The organism is Niallia sp. FSL W8-0635, assembly GCF_038007965.1.
Taxonomy (GTDB): Bacteria; Bacillota; Bacilli; order Bacillales; family Cytobacillaceae; genus Niallia.
Genome location: NZ_JBBOYD010000001.1, coordinates 883,913 through 904,141, shown reverse-complemented (window position 1 = coordinate 904,141; position 20,229 = coordinate 883,913). Strand labels below are relative to the sequence as shown.

The 20,229-nt window shown below is 34.6% G+C and carries 14 protein-coding genes; all 14 read right to left on the bottom strand.

What is annotated here, in order from left to right; genetic code table 11:
* Positions 1-19 precede the first annotated feature (19 nt).
* The 14 genes from NYE52_RS04365 to pglZ all read right to left on the bottom strand — a co-directional run bounded on the left by NYE52_RS04365 (position 20) and on the right by pglZ (position 20,225).
* A complete protein-coding gene (locus tag NYE52_RS04365) occupies positions 20-4,114 on the bottom strand; it encodes a carbohydrate-binding protein (protein ID WP_341191934.1) in 4,095 nt (1,364 codons plus the stop codon).
* A 397-nt stretch (positions 4,115-4,511) separates the two neighbouring features.
* A complete protein-coding gene (locus tag NYE52_RS04360; protein WP_341191933.1) occupies positions 4,512-5,591 on the bottom strand; it encodes a GntR family transcriptional regulator in 1,080 nt (359 codons plus the stop codon).
* Positions 5,592-5,765: 174 nt separating this feature from the next.
* Complete coding sequence (locus tag NYE52_RS04355) at positions 5,766-6,239, bottom strand: YxiG family protein (RefSeq protein ID WP_341191932.1); 474 nt, start codon at positions 6,237-6,239, stop codon at positions 5,766-5,768.
* 28 nt (positions 6,240-6,267) lie between these two features.
* Positions 6,268-6,414, bottom strand: coding sequence for a hypothetical protein (locus tag NYE52_RS04350; RefSeq protein WP_341191931.1), 147 nt, complete (start codon positions 6,412-6,414; stop codon positions 6,268-6,270).
* Between the two features lie 233 nt (positions 6,415-6,647).
* Positions 6,648-8,579, bottom strand: coding sequence for a DUF2075 domain-containing protein (locus NYE52_RS04345; protein ID WP_341191930.1), 1,932 nt, complete (start codon positions 8,577-8,579; stop codon positions 6,648-6,650).
* Positions 8,580-9,044: 465 nt separating this feature from the next.
* Positions 9,045-10,253: a DUF2397 family protein gene (locus tag NYE52_RS04340; RefSeq protein WP_341191929.1), complete on the bottom strand. Its 1,209-nt coding sequence runs from the start codon at positions 10,251-10,253 to the stop codon at positions 9,045-9,047.
* A 68-nt stretch (positions 10,254-10,321) separates the two neighbouring features.
* Positions 10,322-10,468, bottom strand: a complete 147-nt coding sequence (locus NYE52_RS04335) for a hypothetical protein (protein ID WP_341191928.1) — start codon at positions 10,466-10,468, stop codon at positions 10,322-10,324.
* A 211-nt stretch (positions 10,469-10,679) separates the two neighbouring features.
* The gene (locus NYE52_RS04330; protein WP_341195109.1) at positions 10,680-10,742 is read right to left on the bottom strand and encodes a hypothetical protein; all 63 of its coding nucleotides are present in this window, start codon (positions 10,740-10,742) and stop codon (positions 10,680-10,682) included.
* A 42-nt stretch (positions 10,743-10,784) separates the two neighbouring features.
* The gene (locus NYE52_RS04325) at positions 10,785-11,105 is read right to left on the bottom strand and encodes a hypothetical protein (protein WP_341191927.1); all 321 of its coding nucleotides are present in this window, start codon (positions 11,103-11,105) and stop codon (positions 10,785-10,787) included.
* A 29-nt stretch (positions 11,106-11,134) separates the two neighbouring features.
* Positions 11,135-12,142, bottom strand: coding sequence for an asparaginase (locus NYE52_RS04320; protein WP_341191926.1), 1,008 nt, complete (start codon positions 12,140-12,142; stop codon positions 11,135-11,137).
* Positions 12,143-12,747: 605 nt separating this feature from the next.
* A complete protein-coding gene (locus NYE52_RS04315) occupies positions 12,748-14,292 on the bottom strand; it encodes a caspase family protein (RefSeq protein ID WP_341191925.1) in 1,545 nt (514 codons plus the stop codon).
* Positions 14,293-14,328: 36 nt separating this feature from the next.
* Positions 14,329-17,514, bottom strand: a complete 3,186-nt coding sequence (locus NYE52_RS04310) for a DEAD/DEAH box helicase (RefSeq protein WP_341191924.1) — start codon at positions 17,512-17,514, stop codon at positions 14,329-14,331.
* A 49-nt stretch (positions 17,515-17,563) separates the two neighbouring features.
* On the bottom strand, positions 17,564-18,280 hold the full coding sequence (locus NYE52_RS04305) for a hypothetical protein (protein WP_341191923.1): 717 nt from the start codon (positions 18,278-18,280) through the stop codon (positions 17,564-17,566).
* Positions 18,273-20,225 carry a BREX-3 system phosphatase PglZ gene (pglZ, locus tag NYE52_RS04300; protein WP_341191922.1) on the bottom strand — a complete coding sequence of 651 codons (1,953 nt, stop codon included), beginning with the start codon at positions 20,223-20,225 and terminating at the stop codon, positions 18,273-18,275. The genes NYE52_RS04305 and pglZ overlap by 8 nt, the downstream gene beginning before the upstream one ends.
* Positions 20,226-20,229: the final 4 nt, after the last annotated feature.

Sequence of the window (20,229 nt, the reverse complement as noted above, 5' to 3'; positions counted from 1 at the left end):
CTGACACCAACATCCTTTATCACAATTGTTCTATCAATCTTTCTATCTCTAACTCCAGACTTTCCTTTTTATCAGCAGGCAATTTCTCATTTTTGTCATTATTAATCAGTTTGATCATATCTTGGAGAAATTTAATTGCTTGGTCTTCTTTTCCTTTCTCTAGATGTTTTTGGGATTGCTTCAGTTTATTGCTCAAGCTCGCATAAAGACTATCCTTTAGCTCCCCTGAACCCTTATACATATCCAATAATTCTTGAATGGACGAATGATCTGCTTCGTATGGTCTAACAAGGAAATTATCAAACTTCGTATTATTATAATTGGATCTTACCCCTACTTTTCCTTGTGTAAAGGCAGTAAGACTATTGTCCGTAAAATCAATTTTCGGTGTCTTCATATCATCCACATACACTTTAATCGTTGTCCCATTCACTTCAATCTTCATATGATGCCAAGTGGATGTTGGTTCTTTAAGTGAAGCACCATCTAGATACTCCCAATTATAATTTTGCTTTCCAAGGTGGACTCCGTCTTCATTTATATAAGCAACATATCCTTGCATAAAATCAGCATTATTTTGGCTAAGCTCGATTCCATTAGCAGGATTGTTTACTCTAAAGATGACTCCTCCGTCTCCAGATCCTTCTGCCACTTTAACATCGGCTTCCACAATATAGTCTTTCCATTCTTTTTCACCGATGACTGATTTGGCAAATGTCTCACTACTTGCATTGTACTCCCCTATTATTTGTGGCTCTGTTACTTCGATTTCCTCTAGGAACTCAAAATAGTTAAAATCATATTCCCCTTTTACTATTTCCACTTTAATGGTATGCTTTCCAGCTGGTAAGGAAACATCTTCCTTGATAACATTTCCCCAAGTATTCCAATCGCCTGTACTTGGCACATCAATAACACCTGTTAAATCAACTGAATCATCAAGCCATAAGCGGATTTGACTATCTTTATAGGTTGTAGCTACATTTATGGCCAAATCGTAAGTACCGGCTTCTGCAATATCAACATTATACTTTAACCATTCTCCTGTTTGATTCCATCCAACGTTGTAGCCACCTTCAGTGTTAACGCGAATATCTACTGCATCCTGTCGATACTCTCCCCCAATATTTTCGATTGTATTATCGTGATAGGCTACTCCTTCTCCACCGGTAATATAGTCGGCTGCCATTATTTTACCTGGAAGCTTTTTGTGCTTATCAAATTGGTGGAACATGAACTTCGAAAGCTCAAAGTCACCTTCTACAGCAACCACTTTTAACGTATGTTTGCCAGCTGGTAATGCTATATCCTGTAAAGATACATTCTTCCAAGTGTCCACGCTTCCCGTTTTCGGCAAAGCAATTTCATCTGTTACATCTATCTCGTCATCTAAAAGAATTTTCACCTTCGCTCCATCGCTTACAGAGGAAACAAGTAAATCAAGTCCATAGCTTCCTTCTTCTAAAATATCTACATCATACGTTAACCATTCTCCCGTTTGAATCGAGCTAACTGCATAATCCCCTTCAGATAATTTTCGAATATCCACATCATCGTTGCGGTACTCATCACCAGCGTTTCCTTCTGTCTTATCATAATAAGCTACATTTTGGCCACCAGTGTTATAGTCTTCCGCTTCAATGAGTCCAGGGAGTGATCTAGGAATATCAAAGGATGTTAATTCCATTTTTGTAAAATCAAATTCCCCTTCCACGAATTCTAGTTTCAATGTGTGATTTCCCTTAGGCAAAGTAATTCCATTTTTTATAACAGGCTGCCAATTGTTCCAGCCACCAGTAGCTGGGACATCAATTACGCCGGTTAAATCTGTTTCATCATCTAACCAGATGCGTGCCTTTGCACTTGTGAAGGTTGTAGCTACATACAGCTTAAGATTGTATTCGCCAGCTTCTTGCACATTTACATTGTATTTCAGCCATTCACCAGTCTGATTCCACCCAACAGCATATCCGCCGCCTTCCGGATTGGTTCTTATATCTACAGAATCCCTTCTGAATACGCCACCAATATTCTCAGCCGTCGTATCATGATAGGCAACTCCTTCACCACCAGTGTTGTAATAGGCTGCATTAATTACCCCAGGAACCTTTTTGTATTCATCAAAATCAATATTTTGCTCTTCAAAAGGACCAACCTTCCATGTCCCCTCTATTTCGTCCCATCCTTCTGCATCCCCGTCATTAAAATCGTCATATAAACTGTCAACTGCTTTGTATCCTTGTACTTTAAAGCTTGAAAAATCAAACGAACCCTTTACCACTTCCATGGTTAAAGTATGCTTGCCTTTCGGTAATTTCAGCTTTTCGATCGAGAACGTTCTCCAATCGGTTGATTGCGGAATACTTACATCCCCAGTTATATCTGTCTTTCCATCTAACAAGATCCTTACCTTAGCATCTTTAGAAGATGAGCCTACTCGTAAATCCAGATTATATAAGCCTTCTTCTGCAATATTTACATTGTATTTCAGCCATTCCCCTTTTTCATTTGATTCAACATAATAACTGCCGTCGGAATCGTCAGCAATATCTACATGATCTTGTCGATACGGATTAACGTCTTCTTTACTTGTCTTGTCATGATACCCAACTCCTTCGCCACCAGCATTGTAATGAACCGCCTCAACTTTTCCTGGTAAAGGCTTATAGGCATCAAAGGCGTTACTTCCGTCTACTTTATTACTAGAAGCTGTATAGCCAAAAGCTCCGTGTACATCTGATGTGGTGTAGCCAATGCTACCAGCACCAATATTGCGAACCTCTCGTGTTTGCTTTTGCATGCCATCCACAAAGATTCTAAATGTATCTTCTGACTTTTCTACTCTCATTTGATGTAGCTTTGTGTAATCATAGCCTTCTGGTAAATCTGCGTACTCCCAGCCTTGTTCCTCACCATCAACAACAAAATTAGTTTCCAGTCGATTATGCTCTGGACTCAAGACAGCTGTCCCGTAGTTCTTTTCATCAGTGTAGGAGAAAACCACACCAAGTCGAGGATTTTCACTCTCCCCTTTTTCTACCATTTTCAGATTGAATTCTGCCGTATATTCCTTATTCGTTGCTGCCTTACTTACTTGTCTATACCATTTCGTATCATCCAAAGTCTTCTGTTCCAGCCAATTAGAAGAATCATCTGTAATACTCCATTTTCCTCCATTTACATTTTTCCAATCCTCTCCGATGTCAGTGCGAGCAAATCGATCACTAAAATCCGGTAATGCAGGATCTGGTTGGTCAGAGGTTGTTGGTCCTAGCACTAGCATTTTATCTCCATTCCATGCTATGCGGTCAAAGTTTATGTAGCGCCCAGGGTTTGCATGACTATGGTAAACAATGTAGTCAGAATCTAGGTCTGGTCCTCGGACAACTGTGTTATGCCCTAACCCTACATTTTCCCCTTCCGTATTTAATAGTAGTGGATTTTGCTCCTTGTTTGTTGTAAAACCAACATTAGGAGAATCACTTACTCCATAGTCAATCCGGTATGCTTTATTCCAAATATGATTTCCCGTATACGTCATATAGTATTTGCCGTTTCTTTTCAGTACCGTTGCTCCTTCTGTCCAGCCATTCATTTTTGCACCAGTATCTGTTGCTTTGCCAAATTCAGTTGGCGATGGCATGGAGCGTGCATCTATTCTGTTTGATCCCGTACTATAAAAATACCATTTACCATCATCATCAATAAAAACATGTCCATCAATTCCCATCCCAAGGTTATCCGTTTGTTTTTTAAAAGGGCCTAGTGGACTTGAACTTTTATACACATAATGCCCATTTCCACCTGGAGATGTATACATATAGAATTCACCATTCCAGTAAACTACTTCCGGTGCATAGGCAGCCTTCGTAGTAGGTTCTTCTGTAACAAGACCCGCATATTTCCAATCCATCAAATCTTCTGATGTCCAAGCTTTCACACCACTTTTATCATCTACCGTACTAACATAAAGATAATAAATACCATTATGCTTTAGAATAAATGGGTCCCCTTCTCCATAATACTCCCCACTATCCCATGTCCAAGATTCTGGTAAATCCATTGGGTTACTGTATGCAAATGCTGCATACGGTAAAGAGAGCCATAAACTCACACACAGTAATACTTTTACTAACTTCTTCAGGATAATCCCCTCCCCATATTTTTAACAATAGTTGATACCATTTATATAAAAGTGGTATACGTAATCCGTTATAAGTTGATTTTGTATACCCTGGGTACCTGTAATCTAGTAAAAAGTTTTGAAGAATGAAAAACTATTAAACCCAATCTATAGATGTTATTCCACAACTATTAAAAGCGCTTACAAACATCTTATATTATCCCAATTCGTAAACATATACTAAACTTAGTATATAATATACCTTTTATACTTTTTTGATTGAAAAGTCCTACTTATTAGAAAAAAAAGGAAAGTATTCAAACGGTAAGAAGGAGACAATTTTAAGACAAAAAAATAGCCACCATGAATTAGGTAGCATACTCTTTCCTTATTTTTCATTTCCTGCAGCAAGCACTATATTTACCGGGATAAAAATTCGTTTCGGATCGTATTCGCCAGCTAGTTGTTGCATTAATAACTTCACCGTATCCTTGCTACATCGCTGAATATCCTGTTGTACAAAAGTTACACCTTCTATTCCAGGCGAATCAAAAGTGACTAACTCTATTGGACGGAAGTACTCTTTTTGGACTTCTAAAATAGCGCGATATGCATACTGTGCCAGTTCTGCATTCATCGTAAATAAGCAAGCTAACTGCGGGTTTTCCATTAAAAATTGTTTAATCAGTGCAGGCGTTTCATCAGCGGATATTTTATCAAATGGCAATGGTAGCCAAAGATTTTTATCAATTGTAATTCCTTTTCTTAAGAAAGCTTGCTCAAATCCTTTTGCCCGTTCTTCCGTCACCGTGTTTGTTATTAATGGAGAGATAAGTGCAATCTGTTCATGCCCTTTATTCAACAGATAAGAAATAGTCTCAAACGCTCCTTGCGTATTTTCTGAACTTACACTATATGTAGAAATATTCTTCATATATCGATCAATCAATACGAGAGGAAATTTGTCTAGCGTAAGTCGAAGAACCGCTTCATTATACGTTTCCTTTTCAGCAGGAAAAATAATAATCCCTTCCACCCCAATAGCACGAAATGTCTCAATTGCCTCTGCCTCTTTTATCTGTGATTCTCTAGATATCTTAATGACTAAGTTATACCCTCGTTCCGTCACATACTGTTCAAGGAAATTAACAAAATCCTGTTCCACCTTCGTCTTCATCGTTGGAATAATTAACCCAATCAACCCACTTGAAGTGTGATTGTGAGCCATTGAACCTGTAAAACTACTTTCAATGACAAACGTCCCTTTCCCCTTGATCCGCTCCACAATTCCTTTATCAGCTAAGCCAGCTAATGCATTCTTGGTAGTAATCTGGCTTACATGAAATTCATCCATTAATTCCTTTTCAGAGGGAACTCTGTCTCCTACTCTCCATTTTCCTGCCTTTATTCGCTCTATTATTTTGTTTTGAATTTGCTGATATAATGGTTCGTTTTTGATTGGTCTCATCCTCCAGCGGTTTTTGTGTTTATTTATTGGATAATATATATTTACTATACTAAGTTTGGTAGGAAAGATGAAGGGGGAGGGCTGAAGAGATGGTTGTTTTTGGGATTGAGTGGCAGTTTGCAGAAAAGAAAGAGCTAAGATGCCTTAACACTCTTAGCTCCTAAAGATAAATATTCAATCTAATGGTTTCTTCAACTCTTTATCATCTGTAATCAAATTTCTATACTCTATACCATTTATACTTAAGGAGTTTGCTTCAATAAAGAAGTAGTCTTTATTATTAACTTGGAAATAGAAATTTGTAGTAGAGGAAAGTGTTTCTATTTCTTTTAGTTCACTATTTAGACTTTCAATCATAATTTTACCAAATCCTTGTGGAAAATAGCTTGATTCCGTTAATAATAAATTGGACTCTTCATCAAAGTTATTCAGTCTATACGTATCATATTCTGGTTCTTGATAGATATAATAAGACATGACTTGTTTAAACGTAATATTAATTTTAATTAATTCATCATTATTAACACTAATTAATTTAAGGGAAATAGCTTCTTTAAGATAATCAATATTCAAATTAATAATAGTTTGATACTCGATTTCAGAAAAAAACTGTTGTAATTTTTTTTCTGTATCTAAATTGATTGACACTTTGGCTCCTCCTAATTATTTCTTGTATTTAATAATTGTTACAATAGAGGATTCTTGTAATTACAACTAAGTCATCATAATAATCATCAAGAGCTTTTGTTAACTCAGTAAGACTTTCCTTCCCATAACTATCGCTATAATCATTCGCTGTTATGCTATACGCTTCATCAATCAATAGGACACCACCAGAGAAACCAACCATATTTAAATAAGAAATTTATCGTCACTGTGACTCCCCGAATATTCTTGTTTCACATACATGTTACACGATACATCGATGTGTTAGAAAATTAGGAGGCAACCTCTCAGTACGGAAAAGGAAATCATGGGGACTGTTCTTTTCTGCCTTCACTATATAAGTTTTTCTCCCATTTATACCCCAAGTCTTTGGAAACCCTATACTATTTATTAATAACTTTCTTTATCCTCCGCAGCCTCCATATTTCCATATGCACTTTCACTATACAGGCTTTCACGCATTAACCGAGATCTAAAGTATTGTTCCAATTTCTTATCTGTACAGTATATATAACAGCCTTTTTGTCCCCTGGTCATCAATGTGCGATACGTGTTACGAATAATTTTATCTGCTATCTCTAGAGCTTCTTCAGGTGATTCTTTAAGCATTTTTTTAATCCCCTTGAGTGATTGATCCGTTTTTGCTCGCTTTGTATAGTCAGTAATAACTTGTCCATTTTCGTATCGCAAATCATCCCCAATAATAACTCCAACATAATCAAACTCTAATCCTTGGCAGGTGTGGATACATCCGGCTTCATGTACAGAATTTTTATCAATAGCCCATGTTGTAGAGCTATCTAAGTTCCAGCTGATCCCAAAGTCATGCTCTTCAATTTTAATATCATGAAAGTTCGAATTCGTCCGGTTGTCCTTTGGCCACTCCCAGCAATATCCGGAAACAATTCTAGATTTGTTTTTGATTTTATTTTTCTCTTCAATTTCTGTTTTCATTTCATTTGGACTAGAAAACACTTTGAAATCGTAATCTAATCCCATATCATTTGCATTTGCTGTTTCACGGATTTGCAATACATCATCGAGCCAGGCAATATACCCATCTGAGCCATCACATCTAAACTGTGAAGCTAAAACACCCGATGTAACTTCTGCTCCATATTCTTTAGCGTATTCCCTAATTATCTCAACACTACCAATATCCTTCAAAGTTACTCGCTGATTTTCATCAATAAAAAATATAGACATTCTAGCAGTATGGATTATTTCCTTTACCTGGTTCTCCCCTAGGTTTTGAAACATCCCGGATTTCTCATTTAACCTATGTGCCTCATCAACAATCAATACATCCAGTTCATCTTTTTCCGATTCTGTATAGCTTCCAGATCCTTTGAATAAATTATCAATTCTTGTTTTTCTAAAGTCACCTTTCAACTTCGTAGAGTAGACATTTCGTGGAGCTGAATTTTTTGTGACGTATTGACATGTCATTGTTTTATTTGTCAATGCAACTAATAAGTTGATAGCCAATACGGTTTTCCCCGTGCCTGGTCCGCCTTCAATTATCATGACTTGCTTTGTATCCGTTTTAATTGCCCTTTTTGCTATCTGGAGTGCCGTTTCATAAAACACCTTTTGCTCATCAATCATCACAAACTCTTGATTACCCTTTAGCATATTTGATAATGAGTCCTGAAGTGATTTTGAAGGTCGAATTCTCCCTTGTTCAATTTGATATAAAATTTCTTTCTGATCTCCAAATTTTATATATTTCTTTATAAAATTTCGTAGCTTCTCCACTTCACCCTTGGCATATACAGGGGCTAGGTTAAGATAATAATCATAATATTCATCTGTTAATGGATCATTATCTCGGATTCGATAATTATGTAAATACGCACATGGTTTTAATTGGATGAATTGCTTTTGCACATTTTCATTGTAATCTTCGATTAGTGCAGCATAGGACCACGCTTGGTATGAAGGATGGGTTACTTCATGCAAACCACGATTTAAAGCCGTTTTAATAATGGCTTCTTTCCCCTCAACCTTTTGTACTTCTGACCATTGTTTCAATTCGACAATAACCACAGAATCTTTCTCACCATCATGTCCAGATAAAAGAAAGTCCACTCTTTTTGATGTATATGGAATCTTATATTCAATTGCAACCCCAGCGTCATTGGGAATTGAAGGATCATTTAAAACACGGTACATATGCAACATTGAATTATCCCAAGACCGAATTTCCGACTCACTTGTACGTCCTAGTTTCAATTCAAATTGTGTTAGTATATGGGAAACAAGAACATCTTTATCAACATGTTCAAGAAATTCATGTTTGTTAGCTTCGTAGACGATCATTTATGGACCTCCGAAATCAGTTCTATAATAATATGAATATTTTACCATACAATTTAAAATATTTTTAGAAAAAAGAAAAAGCAGAGTGCTGTTATAAACACTTTACAAATTAAATTACTTATCGATTTAATACCAGTGATTGAGTATAAATATAATTTCAATCAGTTAAATAAGCAGTAGCTTTTTTTTCCGTATTTCAACAAAAAAATTGGCTATGTAGATGATGACGCAGTAAGAGAAAGAATACACTTTTCAAAATTCGGTAGTCAGGTAGTAATAGTTTTATCAAGTTAGGCAAAGAGGTTATTACTCTAGTAAACTTACAGGAGGACGAAAGGCTAGGTTTTAAGGAGACATTAAGAGAATTATAAAGCGCATTAATTTTGTAATATGTTTTTTTATCCATATAAATAAAGACAAGCTGCTGAATAGTTCCAGTTGCTTGTCTTCTTTTCATTATAAATATTATCCAACTTGTTGTGTAGTAGTATTTTGCTCTTCACTAAATAATTGTATAACACTATCAAGAATAATAATCATTTTAACTGCTTGAGTGAAGTATTTTTCAATATCAGAAAGGTAAACCTTTTCTGAAAGTATTCCATGGGCAAATGAATGTCTTAGGTTGTTTAAAGACTTAAGTGCCGATATTATTTTTTGGCCTTGCTTATTCTTGTTTATCTCTGATTTAAACAATTTATTAAGATCGGGGTTAATATTTTTTAAAATTTCACAAATATTTTCCATGGTAGCATTTTTTGACTTCTTAATAATAATTGATTTTTGTTTTAATAGATAATCAACAAACCGTTCATTGTATTCGTCATATTTAAACCACTTCTTCATGGCATTCCATTGGTTCATATAGATTTCCAGATATTCCTTATCGGTTATTGGCTCTCCGAGTGAGGGTTTATCTTTATGCTCCAATATCAGCTCGGTAATGACACGATGAATCAGGTCTTTATCAATTTCCTTGATAGAAAACTCGATAATATGCACGTTTTTTTGAAGGGTGATAATAAAACCAGTTAAATACTCCGTGAATTTCAGTCGAAATGCGCTGATTTCTTTGTTTTGCATAGCGTCATCGATGTTTCTACTATGGATAATTCCCAGGTAGTCGGAGGAATCTTTTCGTAGATTATCAAACTGGGCAAAAATTTGATTCCATAATAGGTTAAGCTCTTTCCTTTCCTCTTTCTTAAAATAGGATTTTGCTTTGTAGGTTTCCAACTCTATCATTAAGTTGGATAACGAATTTACCAAATTTGAATCCAATGACCCTTTTACTCGATTGATTTGGCTATTCATCTTTTCAAGCATACGTTCAATCTCGATGGTTTCAGGTGTACATTGATAGCGTAGCTTTCTACGGTTGAAGTCTTCAATTCTGCTAACGTTTCCGGAATCCTGGTGAGAAATGACATTCCCCCAACTCTCAAGCATATTTAAATCCGCTTCTAGTTTGGATAGGTCATAGTCACCGAAGAATCCTAATACATCATTTTCTTTTATAAATTCTAAGATGGTAATCGGCAAGGATGGAGGTGCATAATAAACTTCATGTTGTTGATACAAATAGTGGATAATGGCGGTATATCGTTTGTAGTTTTCTTCGCTGAGGTATTTTGCTTTTGTAAAGGGTCGGAGCAATCTTTGTTCTAGCGTCATGGTATTCTCCTATACTTGTTAAATTTTCTTCGTCATAATCGGCATGGCTTTTTATTCCCAATAAGCTTTTAATCCAGTTCAAGGATTTGGCATATGGCTTGTGAACGGTTCCTTTTTCTTTCTGCAAAACGGAAGTTTTCTACTTCTTCCAATAAATCATCTGGAATGGTGATGTTTATGATGGGTCTCGCATTAGGCGATTTTTTATGTCCCATACTCCAAAACTCCTTCTATAATTTGTTAATTTTATTATAACAGTCTGTTGGTCTGTTATCTATTGTTTAGCTGAAGTCCCCGACGCAACTCGAATAATCTTGTTTTCGCGGAAATGTTACACAAGACAAAATAATTAAATTCTAAAATGCACTATGAAAATTAATCACCATTTTTGCAACATCTTCTGTAGTAATTTACATCAACGATTCTTTAGTAATATGCCTTCAACTTCGACAGTCTCTTCAACTGATTCAGCCTTATATCATCAAACAGATTTCGAACAAGACGACCATTTGAAAAGTGATAATCTTGCTCTTATAATTTCTTTTGCAACAAATCGCGGACTTTTCCAATAGCTTGCTCTTCGGCAATATAGTAATTTTGATAGCAAGTGTAATTGAATATTTGAACAAATTCATCGACTGAATAATCATTAAAATAAATAAAAGTATTGAAAGTCGACTTTAATCCTAAATTGGATTGAAAGAACTGCTCCATCAAATTAAGATATCCAGCTACAATTACAACTAGGTCATCACGATAATCTTCGAGAGCTTTTGTTAACTCAGTAAGACTTTCCTTCCCATAACTATCGCTATAATCATTCGCTGTTATGCTATACGCTTCATCAATCAATAGGACACCACCAGAGAAACCAACCATATTTAAATAAGAGACAATGTAAATACTTCTCTAATACTCCCTACTTCCACTCCACCATCATTTTTAATGATGGCTGGTTTTAGTTCTCTTAATCTATTAATGGTATCACTGTTAGAATAATTGATTTGTTCTAGAATGGACGCGATGATATTTGGCCAAACATCTTCTGAACCGTTGGCTACTTTTAATGCAAAGCCTAGTTTCTCCTTTTTTAAGCCAAAGCAATAAACTCCTTGAGCTCCTCCTTTTGCTACGATGTTACTGTCTTCTAATAAAGTTGTACAAATAAACTTCTCGGAGGCAACTATTCTTGGATGTTTATTCATCAATCCAGTCATCCTTTTAACTGCTCTTTTCAGATCAGAATTGTCGATTAATTCAGGAGAAGATAATTTTAGATAGGTAATAGCCATGTTTTTTAATGGAATAGCAAAAACCGGGACACCGCATCCATCCGTTCCTACTTTTATATCTGAAATTGGTATATTTGATAGTTCGGAAAGGATAGTTAGAATTTGTTGTTGGAGTGGGTGATGAATCTTCCAGTATCCTTCCGTTGGAAAACCCATTTCACGACAAACGGTTAAAAAACCCATATGTTTGCCGGCGCAATTGTGGTAAAGTCTTCTTTTCTCCAATCCTTTCCTTAACATCGCATCTCTTGGATTTGAGTTTAATGGATAGGAAGGTGGACAGAACAATTCTTCCTCTTTAATAGGCAATTTCTTTAACATCGATTCCAAGGCTGCAATATGGTATTCTTCCCCACGATGAGATGCTGTTAAGAGTGTAGCCTCTTCCTCTGTAAGACCATATTTAGTGATAATATCTGATAAAAATGCAGGTAAAGCTTGTATCGGCTTGGAAGCAGAACGGAAAAAAGTGTAATGTTCCGTATCTCCTACCTGATATTTGGTTTCAAATTGTTCATTTACCCCGCAAATCATTCCAATATGTACATTCTCCAGTAATTCAGCTCTTTTTTCTTGCACTAACACTTCAAAATCCATGGTTATCCTCCCCTTCGTTTAAAAATCAGCTTACTTAATCAAGATCTAATAGTGTATTTTGTGCTTGGATTGCTGCATCTAGTACTACTCTACAATCACGTAACTCGGAGTATACAATTTTTATTGTTTCTTTTAATGAGCAAATAAAAGCTCATCAGTTAGAGGCATTCCCTTTATGCTTAAAAGCTTTGTATCAACCATCTCTCTATATTTACCTCTTATCTCTTTTGAATTGTATCCTCTATTCCATATTATAACAGCTAATCTTTTTAAAGGAGTATAAAACAATAGAGAGCTGGGAACTCGAAACCTATTGTACTGATCCGTATAACACCACCAGGAATACGTCTCATGGAACACGACTTGTCAGTAAAAAATCGTGTCCGTATATAACAAAAAAACTCCCACTCAAATGAGTAGGAGCCTTGTCATTACTGACTTTTATGATACCGGTGGTCGGGGTCGAAAAAGCTTAATAGATATTGAGTTTAAAAGGTTTAGTGCAAGTGATGCGTAAAATTTGTGTAAAATAATTTGTATGAGTAAATTCAGGACGTGACGGGAGAAAATCTATCTTCTAAATTCCCCTTTATAATTATCATAAATTATAATAACTGTTCTAAATTCCCGACACTTTCTAAATCAGCATAATACTGTTTTATAGCTATCTCCATACATAATTTTCTATTATCACTAGTTCTTTGTGACATGTATTGCTTATTGTAATATAGTGTAAAGTCAAATACTGTTCCGAATAATATCGAGCATGCTTCACTCCAAAGTTTGATATCAATTGGTGATATATCTAGATCCTGACTTTTAATATAATACTCATTTATTTCTTGAATAAAGGGTTCCATTTGTTTGACAAGCTCAACTTCGGTTAGTATACCATTTTTATACTCATTAAATAAACTGATTACATTCTCAGCCAAAGTTACTAAATGCGATAAAATTTCCTTAGTTTTAATTATTAACTCATTTTTGTTTCCTAAATTATTCTGATTAAAAATCTTTAGATGCTCGTAGTAACTATGTACATTAAAATGGGTCCCATCTAATATAAAAGTATTTCTGTTATTAACTTTATACCACCATGCTTTGTCTTGTTTGTCATCCACCCAAGTAGTATGACAAATAAAATTACTACTTATCATATCATTTTCATCCCGACCAAAGTAAACCCAAATAATATTAGCTATTTTGCCAGTCCATTTGTCTTTAGATTTCTTATTGTTATACACCTCCACATTCTTAACCACATTAACTATTTCATTATAAATTTTATTAATCTCTTCAAAAGAAAAAGGCTCCTTTAAAATTACTTCTGTAGCGTATCTCTTTGCTTGGCCAGTATGAAGTGGTTTAACTTTATAGATAATATACTTATCTGACTTAAGGTAAACATTTTTTGAATAGAATGGCTGAAACTCTTGTACTTTAAAATAAATTGTACCACCCATATTAGCCCTAAAAATTGGATGTTGTTTTAAATATGTACTTTTTTTATTCCATATATCCAAATATAACGATACTAGTCTTTGTATATCATTTAATGATACTTTTCCATCTCTAATTAATAGTCTATCCTGAAGTGCATCACATAAAAAGCTTGTAAATAGACTTGTAGGTTTATCTGGATGTCCAAATGAGACTTCTTCGGATTTACTAGATGCTAAAACTGCGTAACCTTCCCCTTGAAACTCAGAGACCGTTTTTTCTATATTTAATGACGACGTTCCATCAATAGAAAAGTTCCCTGAGTGGCAACAATCTAATATAATGATCTTACTCTTGATTGGAATATCTTTAAGGTTTCTAATAATCTTTTGAGTGCTTAAAAGTCCATCACTAAAAACAAGGTAGTGTTGGTTATCCTTTAATGTGGTTCCATGTCCTGAAAAATAAAAAATTAGTGTATCATCCTTATTTGTTGCTCGCGTGACCATTTCTGAAAAAGCTTTTTCAAAGTCATTTTTCGTTAATTCACCTAAGTTCCCACACGTTATTATATCGGAGTAGTCTAATTTCAAACCATTAAGTAAAGCATTCTTCATTATAGTAATGTCATTCATACAAAAAGGTAAATCATTAGCACCAGAAAGATAATAATTACTAACTCCTACAATTAGCGCCTTAACATTTGACATTTTAACTCCCCTTGTATTTTGTGTCACTCCCAACAATTACGGAGCTTTCACAGTAAATTCATTCAAAACTTCCCCATCTTTCACTACATAAACATTCAACTTATCCAAAATATCATTCAAATCCTCTAGGTCCCTATCGCTCAACTTGAAAAAAGGGTCTGATGTTAATACTATATACCGTTCCTCCCCATTAAATCTTTCACTCGAAAAGTCAATTAGTCCTAGATTATCGTATTGTTTTACATTAAGTCGACCATTTTCTTTTTCATAATTGACCACAGCATCATAATAATCAGAGGCAATAACTCTTTTACTCTCCCCAATTGGATTTACTTCCAATGATAGTACTTTTCTAGGTGGCTTCATAGACACATTCTTTTGGCGATTTATTGTGCCCAATCTCTCTTCCTTTTTCATATCTAAATCAACTAATTTAGAATTCATTTGATTGATTAGCGCACTGTTTCTATTATCGATATTTTCCTGTTGATACATTTCCAATTTCCCCAAGGTATCACGATATTGCTGGTTAAATGATTTTTCCAAGAAAGAATGCATTTTATTTAACTGCTTTTCTCTTTTTGACAATACCTCTTGCCTAATTGAAATAGCATGCCTCAGTATCTCACTTCTGCATTTATTTACGTTCTCACTTTGAACTGTAAAGTCATGATTTATGAATTCATAAATAAAAATCCAATTGGAATTCAAAGTGATTATTTCACCAGATTCACGTTTAGCAAAATGAATAATGTGTTTATCTAAGTCTTTTCCTGTTCCATCAGTGATAGTAATTTCATATATCTCAACATGGAGTTTTTCAGGGATGTTTGCATTTAATTTATAATGTTGCCACGACTTACCTTCTAATTCTTTCTTCATTAATTGTAGACCAATATGAAATAGCGGATGAATATCGGTAATTAATGGAACATCCTCTGACACTGCAAGAATAGAATTGGTAAACCGATAACTCTGTATTTGCTCTTCCTGCAGTTCTGGCATTTGCTCACGAATAAATTTAGGTAACCGCTCAATACGCATTATTTTTTCATCTTTTGATTTATGAATACGAACTCGCTTCTTTTCTAAAATATAAGATGTAAAATCAGTGTATGATCGTTTAGGGATCCTTTCGACTAACCAATCATTTTTTTGTCGCTTCAGTTCAGATAAATCAATTTTATCTTCTACCATTCTTTCTTCTTCAACTAGCTTCAGTAATTTTTTATTTTCTTCAGATAAAGTCTTATCCATTTTTTCGATAACTTCATCTAATTTTTCTCGATTTAATATGGCTTCTTCCATTAGGTTTGCTAAGCTATCATACTCAACTTCTAAAATTTCACCAATAAAATCATAAACTAAGTCAGAGCCTAAGTCAGTTCTCATTTTCTCCATTTTCTCAAGCAATCGTACCATTACGCTACCTTCACGGGTATTCTTAGCTACTAAATTAAATATAAACACTTCATTTTTTTGACCAATTCTATGAATTCTACCCATTCGTTGTTCCAATTTATTTGGATTCCACGGTATATCGTAATTGATCATTTGATTGCAGAATTGTAAATTTATGGACTCTCCACCAGCATCCGTTGCTAGCATTATTTGACATTCATTACGAAACATCTCAACTTGTTGCCGTCGCTTGTCCATTGAGAAACTACCAACAATTTTTGAAACCTGTGGTACCCGCTTTAATAGTTTTCCTTCAAGGTAATTCAAAGTATCTACTGATTCAGTAAAGATAATAATTTTTTCGTTATGTTGAAGAATTCCATTGATTCCGAATAATGTTTCCTCAAGCTCTTCGTATTTTCTTTCTACTGTGTATAGTTTAATGTGCTCTGCTTGTTTAATTAACCCCTGTAAAACAAGAATTTCTTTTTTCAATTCCTTAATATCAACTACATCTATCGATTGTTCTAATTGAGCATTTAATTGTTCTTGCTGCTCATTACTCTCCTCTAAATAATTGTCTGTATCTAACTTCTTGATTTTATTTAGGTACCTTGTCCGTTCCTTATCCGTTTGTTTATACAATTTAACTAAGCGGTTATACCTTCTTCGTAAGGATAAATAGATTGCTTCAATAGACGAACTAAGTCTTCTTTGTAATAACATCATGGCAAACGCAGTACTTTGGCTACCATTATTTATAGCTCGATTAAAGTAATGAGTTACATATTCCGTTACTGCATCGTATAATTCTAATTCATCATCTGTTAGCTGAAATTGAATCGTCTTTGATGTGCGTTTTGGAAATAATGGTGTTCCATCAAAATTGTTGAGATTTTCCTTTAAACGTCTAATGATAAATGGATTAGCTTTTTCTTGTATTCGCTCATTCATACTTTTACTCGAAAAGACGTCTTCATCAATTAATTTCATCAAATGCCTAAAATTTTCCGTATCCCCTTTATGTGGTGTTGCGGTTAATAACAGACAATGTTCCGATTTTCTTAATATTGCTTCTCCCAACTGATAGAGCTTTGTTCGAAATACTTTTTTCTTAGTAGTTCCTTGTGTATAAGCAGACATTTTATGCGCTTCATCAATAATGACTAAATCAAAGCTAGCTTCTTGAATAAGTGCTCTTACATCATCACGTATAGCCCAATACATCGAAGCCAAACAGAATGAATTTTCCGTAAAAGGGTTTTTCCCTCCATATTCATTTACAATATTCCGGTTGATAATATGAAAATGTAGACCGAATTTCTGATTCAGTTCTTCCTGCCACTGTTTTAGGACAAGCGGAGGGACAAGAATTAGAATACGATCGACGGTAAGTCGGGCCTTTAACTCTTTCATAAGCATGCCTGCCATGATTGTTTTACCGGCACCTGGATCATCCGCTAGTAAAAATCGGGTCTGTGGTACTTGAAGCATTCTACCATATACTGCTTCTATTTGGTGAGGCAGTGGTAATAGATTTTCATTACCTAATGCTTTTGTTTTAGAAAACTTCATTTCATTTTGAAGAAGCAAATATTGAATATATTTTTGTACATCTGATGCCTGGATATAATCATTTTCTTTATTATTAAGTTGTTGGAAGTCTTTTATTTTTTCTTGTTCAATCATTAATTCATAATATTGATTTGTATCTTTTCCAATTGCCTCCAAGATATAAAAATCTTCAACATGCTCACAATATTTGATTTCTACAGCCTCTGGAAAGTATGTGCTTGATATAATATCACCTTTATAAAACATGTCATCCCCCATTACTAAAAAAACCTTATTCTACAATTGAATAAGGTTTTTATATTGCATTTCTTTCAATTACCAATTCTTTTACCCCTTGGCGATGAAAAGAAAATATCTTTCTTTCCCGTAACTCTGTGATATTTAATTCACAGTAGAATGGAAAAAATAACTGATGATTCTCTATTAAATCAACGTGCAGTGAATCACTTTCCATAACAAATAATATAACCTGAACAAGAAATGATTGGATTAGTGGATTCGTAATTACAATCTTTTCGCCTTTTGTATAGCTATGTCTCCCTACTGGTTGAATAACATTCCAAGCTTTCATGCTCATTAACACTGCACTGGTTGCAACCTCAACACGTCTGCGGTCACCGTACGCTTCTTTCATCCGCTTGCCAATTGCTTTACTAGAAACTTCATCTTGTAATTGGAATAAACGCCCAAATTCATTAGCAACATCTTTAAAAAAGGGATAAGCTGCAATCGTTAAACCCCAATGTACAAAAAGCCTTTCTTCATTGGTTAATTGGCTAAATTCACCCAGAATTTCATCTCGAATTGGTATCAATTCCGCATCAATTAGATACCATATTTTCATCAACATCGTAATGGCATTCTTTCTTGATTTTGCACCTGTAATATCATCACGTAAATATCCGTCCAAGATTGTATACATCTCTTTACGTGAATACTTTTTAGTTTGATTAGCTGTATAATCCAGGTGATTTAGCAAAACCTTTTGATCAAATCCAACTGGTTTACTCACCCAATCCACTTCCCTTATTCTTTAGTACCTTTACAAAAGGAACAATTACTTCTTCTATACTAATTCCACCATGTGTTACAATTGATTGATTTTTAGGGACAAAAGCTTGGCCATATCCAGCAAGTAAAACATGATAATTTTCAGGTAATCCAATACTAGGCCATTTTTGTAAGGATAGTTTAGATGCAGCATCTTCATAAAACGTCATATCATTATATATTCGTACTCGCTCTCCTTTTTGTTCAACAAGTACACCTTCTGACACGCGACCAATTCCAGTTGCATTGGTGTTTCCATGATCAGATGTAAGGTATACGGAATATCCTACATCTATTAAATCCGATAGAAAATTGACAAGATAGTTTGTTTCTAACCATAATGCAAGATTTGAAAAAATACTCTTTTCTCCTAATACTGCATGGTGTGTTAACTGATCAATCACGTCGATAACTGCCCCATATACCTTGGATGACTTTCTAGTTAGACCCTGGATTGTATGTTTATCATAATCTTCGTTTCCAAGACCTTTCTGATAGGTAACATATTGTTTTAGGACACCATGATTTTCCCAAAATGATTTCCAAAGTCTTTCTTCCGCTGTTGTTGTTTGTATCGAATTGCTAAAGGTTAAAGGAACGTTACCTGAGAAGATTGCTTGACGAGACACAGATGTTAGAGTTGGAACCCACGCAAAGACTTGTTGTTCTTCAAATAAAAAACCTTCCTCTTGCAAATACTTCTGAACCACTCGCCATTGAACAAAATTCATTCCATCAAGAACTAACAACGCTACTTTTTCATTACCTTGTCTTTCCTTACTAATCACATGTGGAAGATGATGAACAAGTTTTGGTTTTGGATAAGGTGGCAAACTGGTCAATGTATGGTACTGATTTACGATCCACCCCATGAATTTTTCGTTTACATCTTTCATTGTTTTTTCAATTATAGTCTTATTGATGTCACTTTTCATGGAAACTAGCTTAAATTCTGCAATTAATCCATTTATATGGAACCAATCTTTATATTGATTGGCACTTGATAAACAATCTAATATTTTATCACGTAAATAGTTTAATTGATTCTCAACTGTCTCTTTATTAGATGCTTCTTCAATTCCTATTCGCATCCAATCAGGAATAGCATCTGGTATTAATACTTCTTTCACCTTAGATATTTGCCCTTCAAGGAATAAATCATTCATTAACCTTCTTACATCATGATTAGCCAACGGATTACTTTCATATACATCAGTTGAATCATTAATTTGTCCTTTTTTCACTTGAAGGTATTGTCTGACATAATTATCCCATCTTTGACCTATATAATGATAAAAGAAAGTTCGTGATTGAATCATCTTTTTTAATGACAAGCCCGTAAAAGCTGGAAGACTTTTCCACTTTCGATAAAGAAACTCCTGAACTACATTGGGTAGCTCTTTTGATTGATAATGTATTGACAATAAAGTCTTATATAAATCAGATTCACTATCTATCGTGTCATAAGGTATTTTATATACGAATTTAATAATATACTCTAATGTTTCTCTCTCAGATGGAGTGCCTTGATACTGTTGATGAACAGTATACAAGGCATCAAGATCGTCTCTATCCATTTGTCGGATAATATTTAATGAGAACTTAGGAAATAAAGTTTGCAAACTAACCTTAACGTTCAATGCTTTTCTTTGAAATTCGTATGGAAATACAACATCCTCATTCACATAAATCACTAATTTACGTTCAGAATGATTAGTGCGATACTTTTGCTCATACAGATAACGAAATGTAATACTATCTTCAAATCTAACCGTATCAAACCCGTGTGATTGCAATTCTTTTAAGACAAATTCATCGTTCAATAAATTATCTTTATCTGACACTAAAATTAGTGATGCTTGCTGTAATTGAATTTTATCAATAATTTGTTTACGCCATCCGAGCATCTAT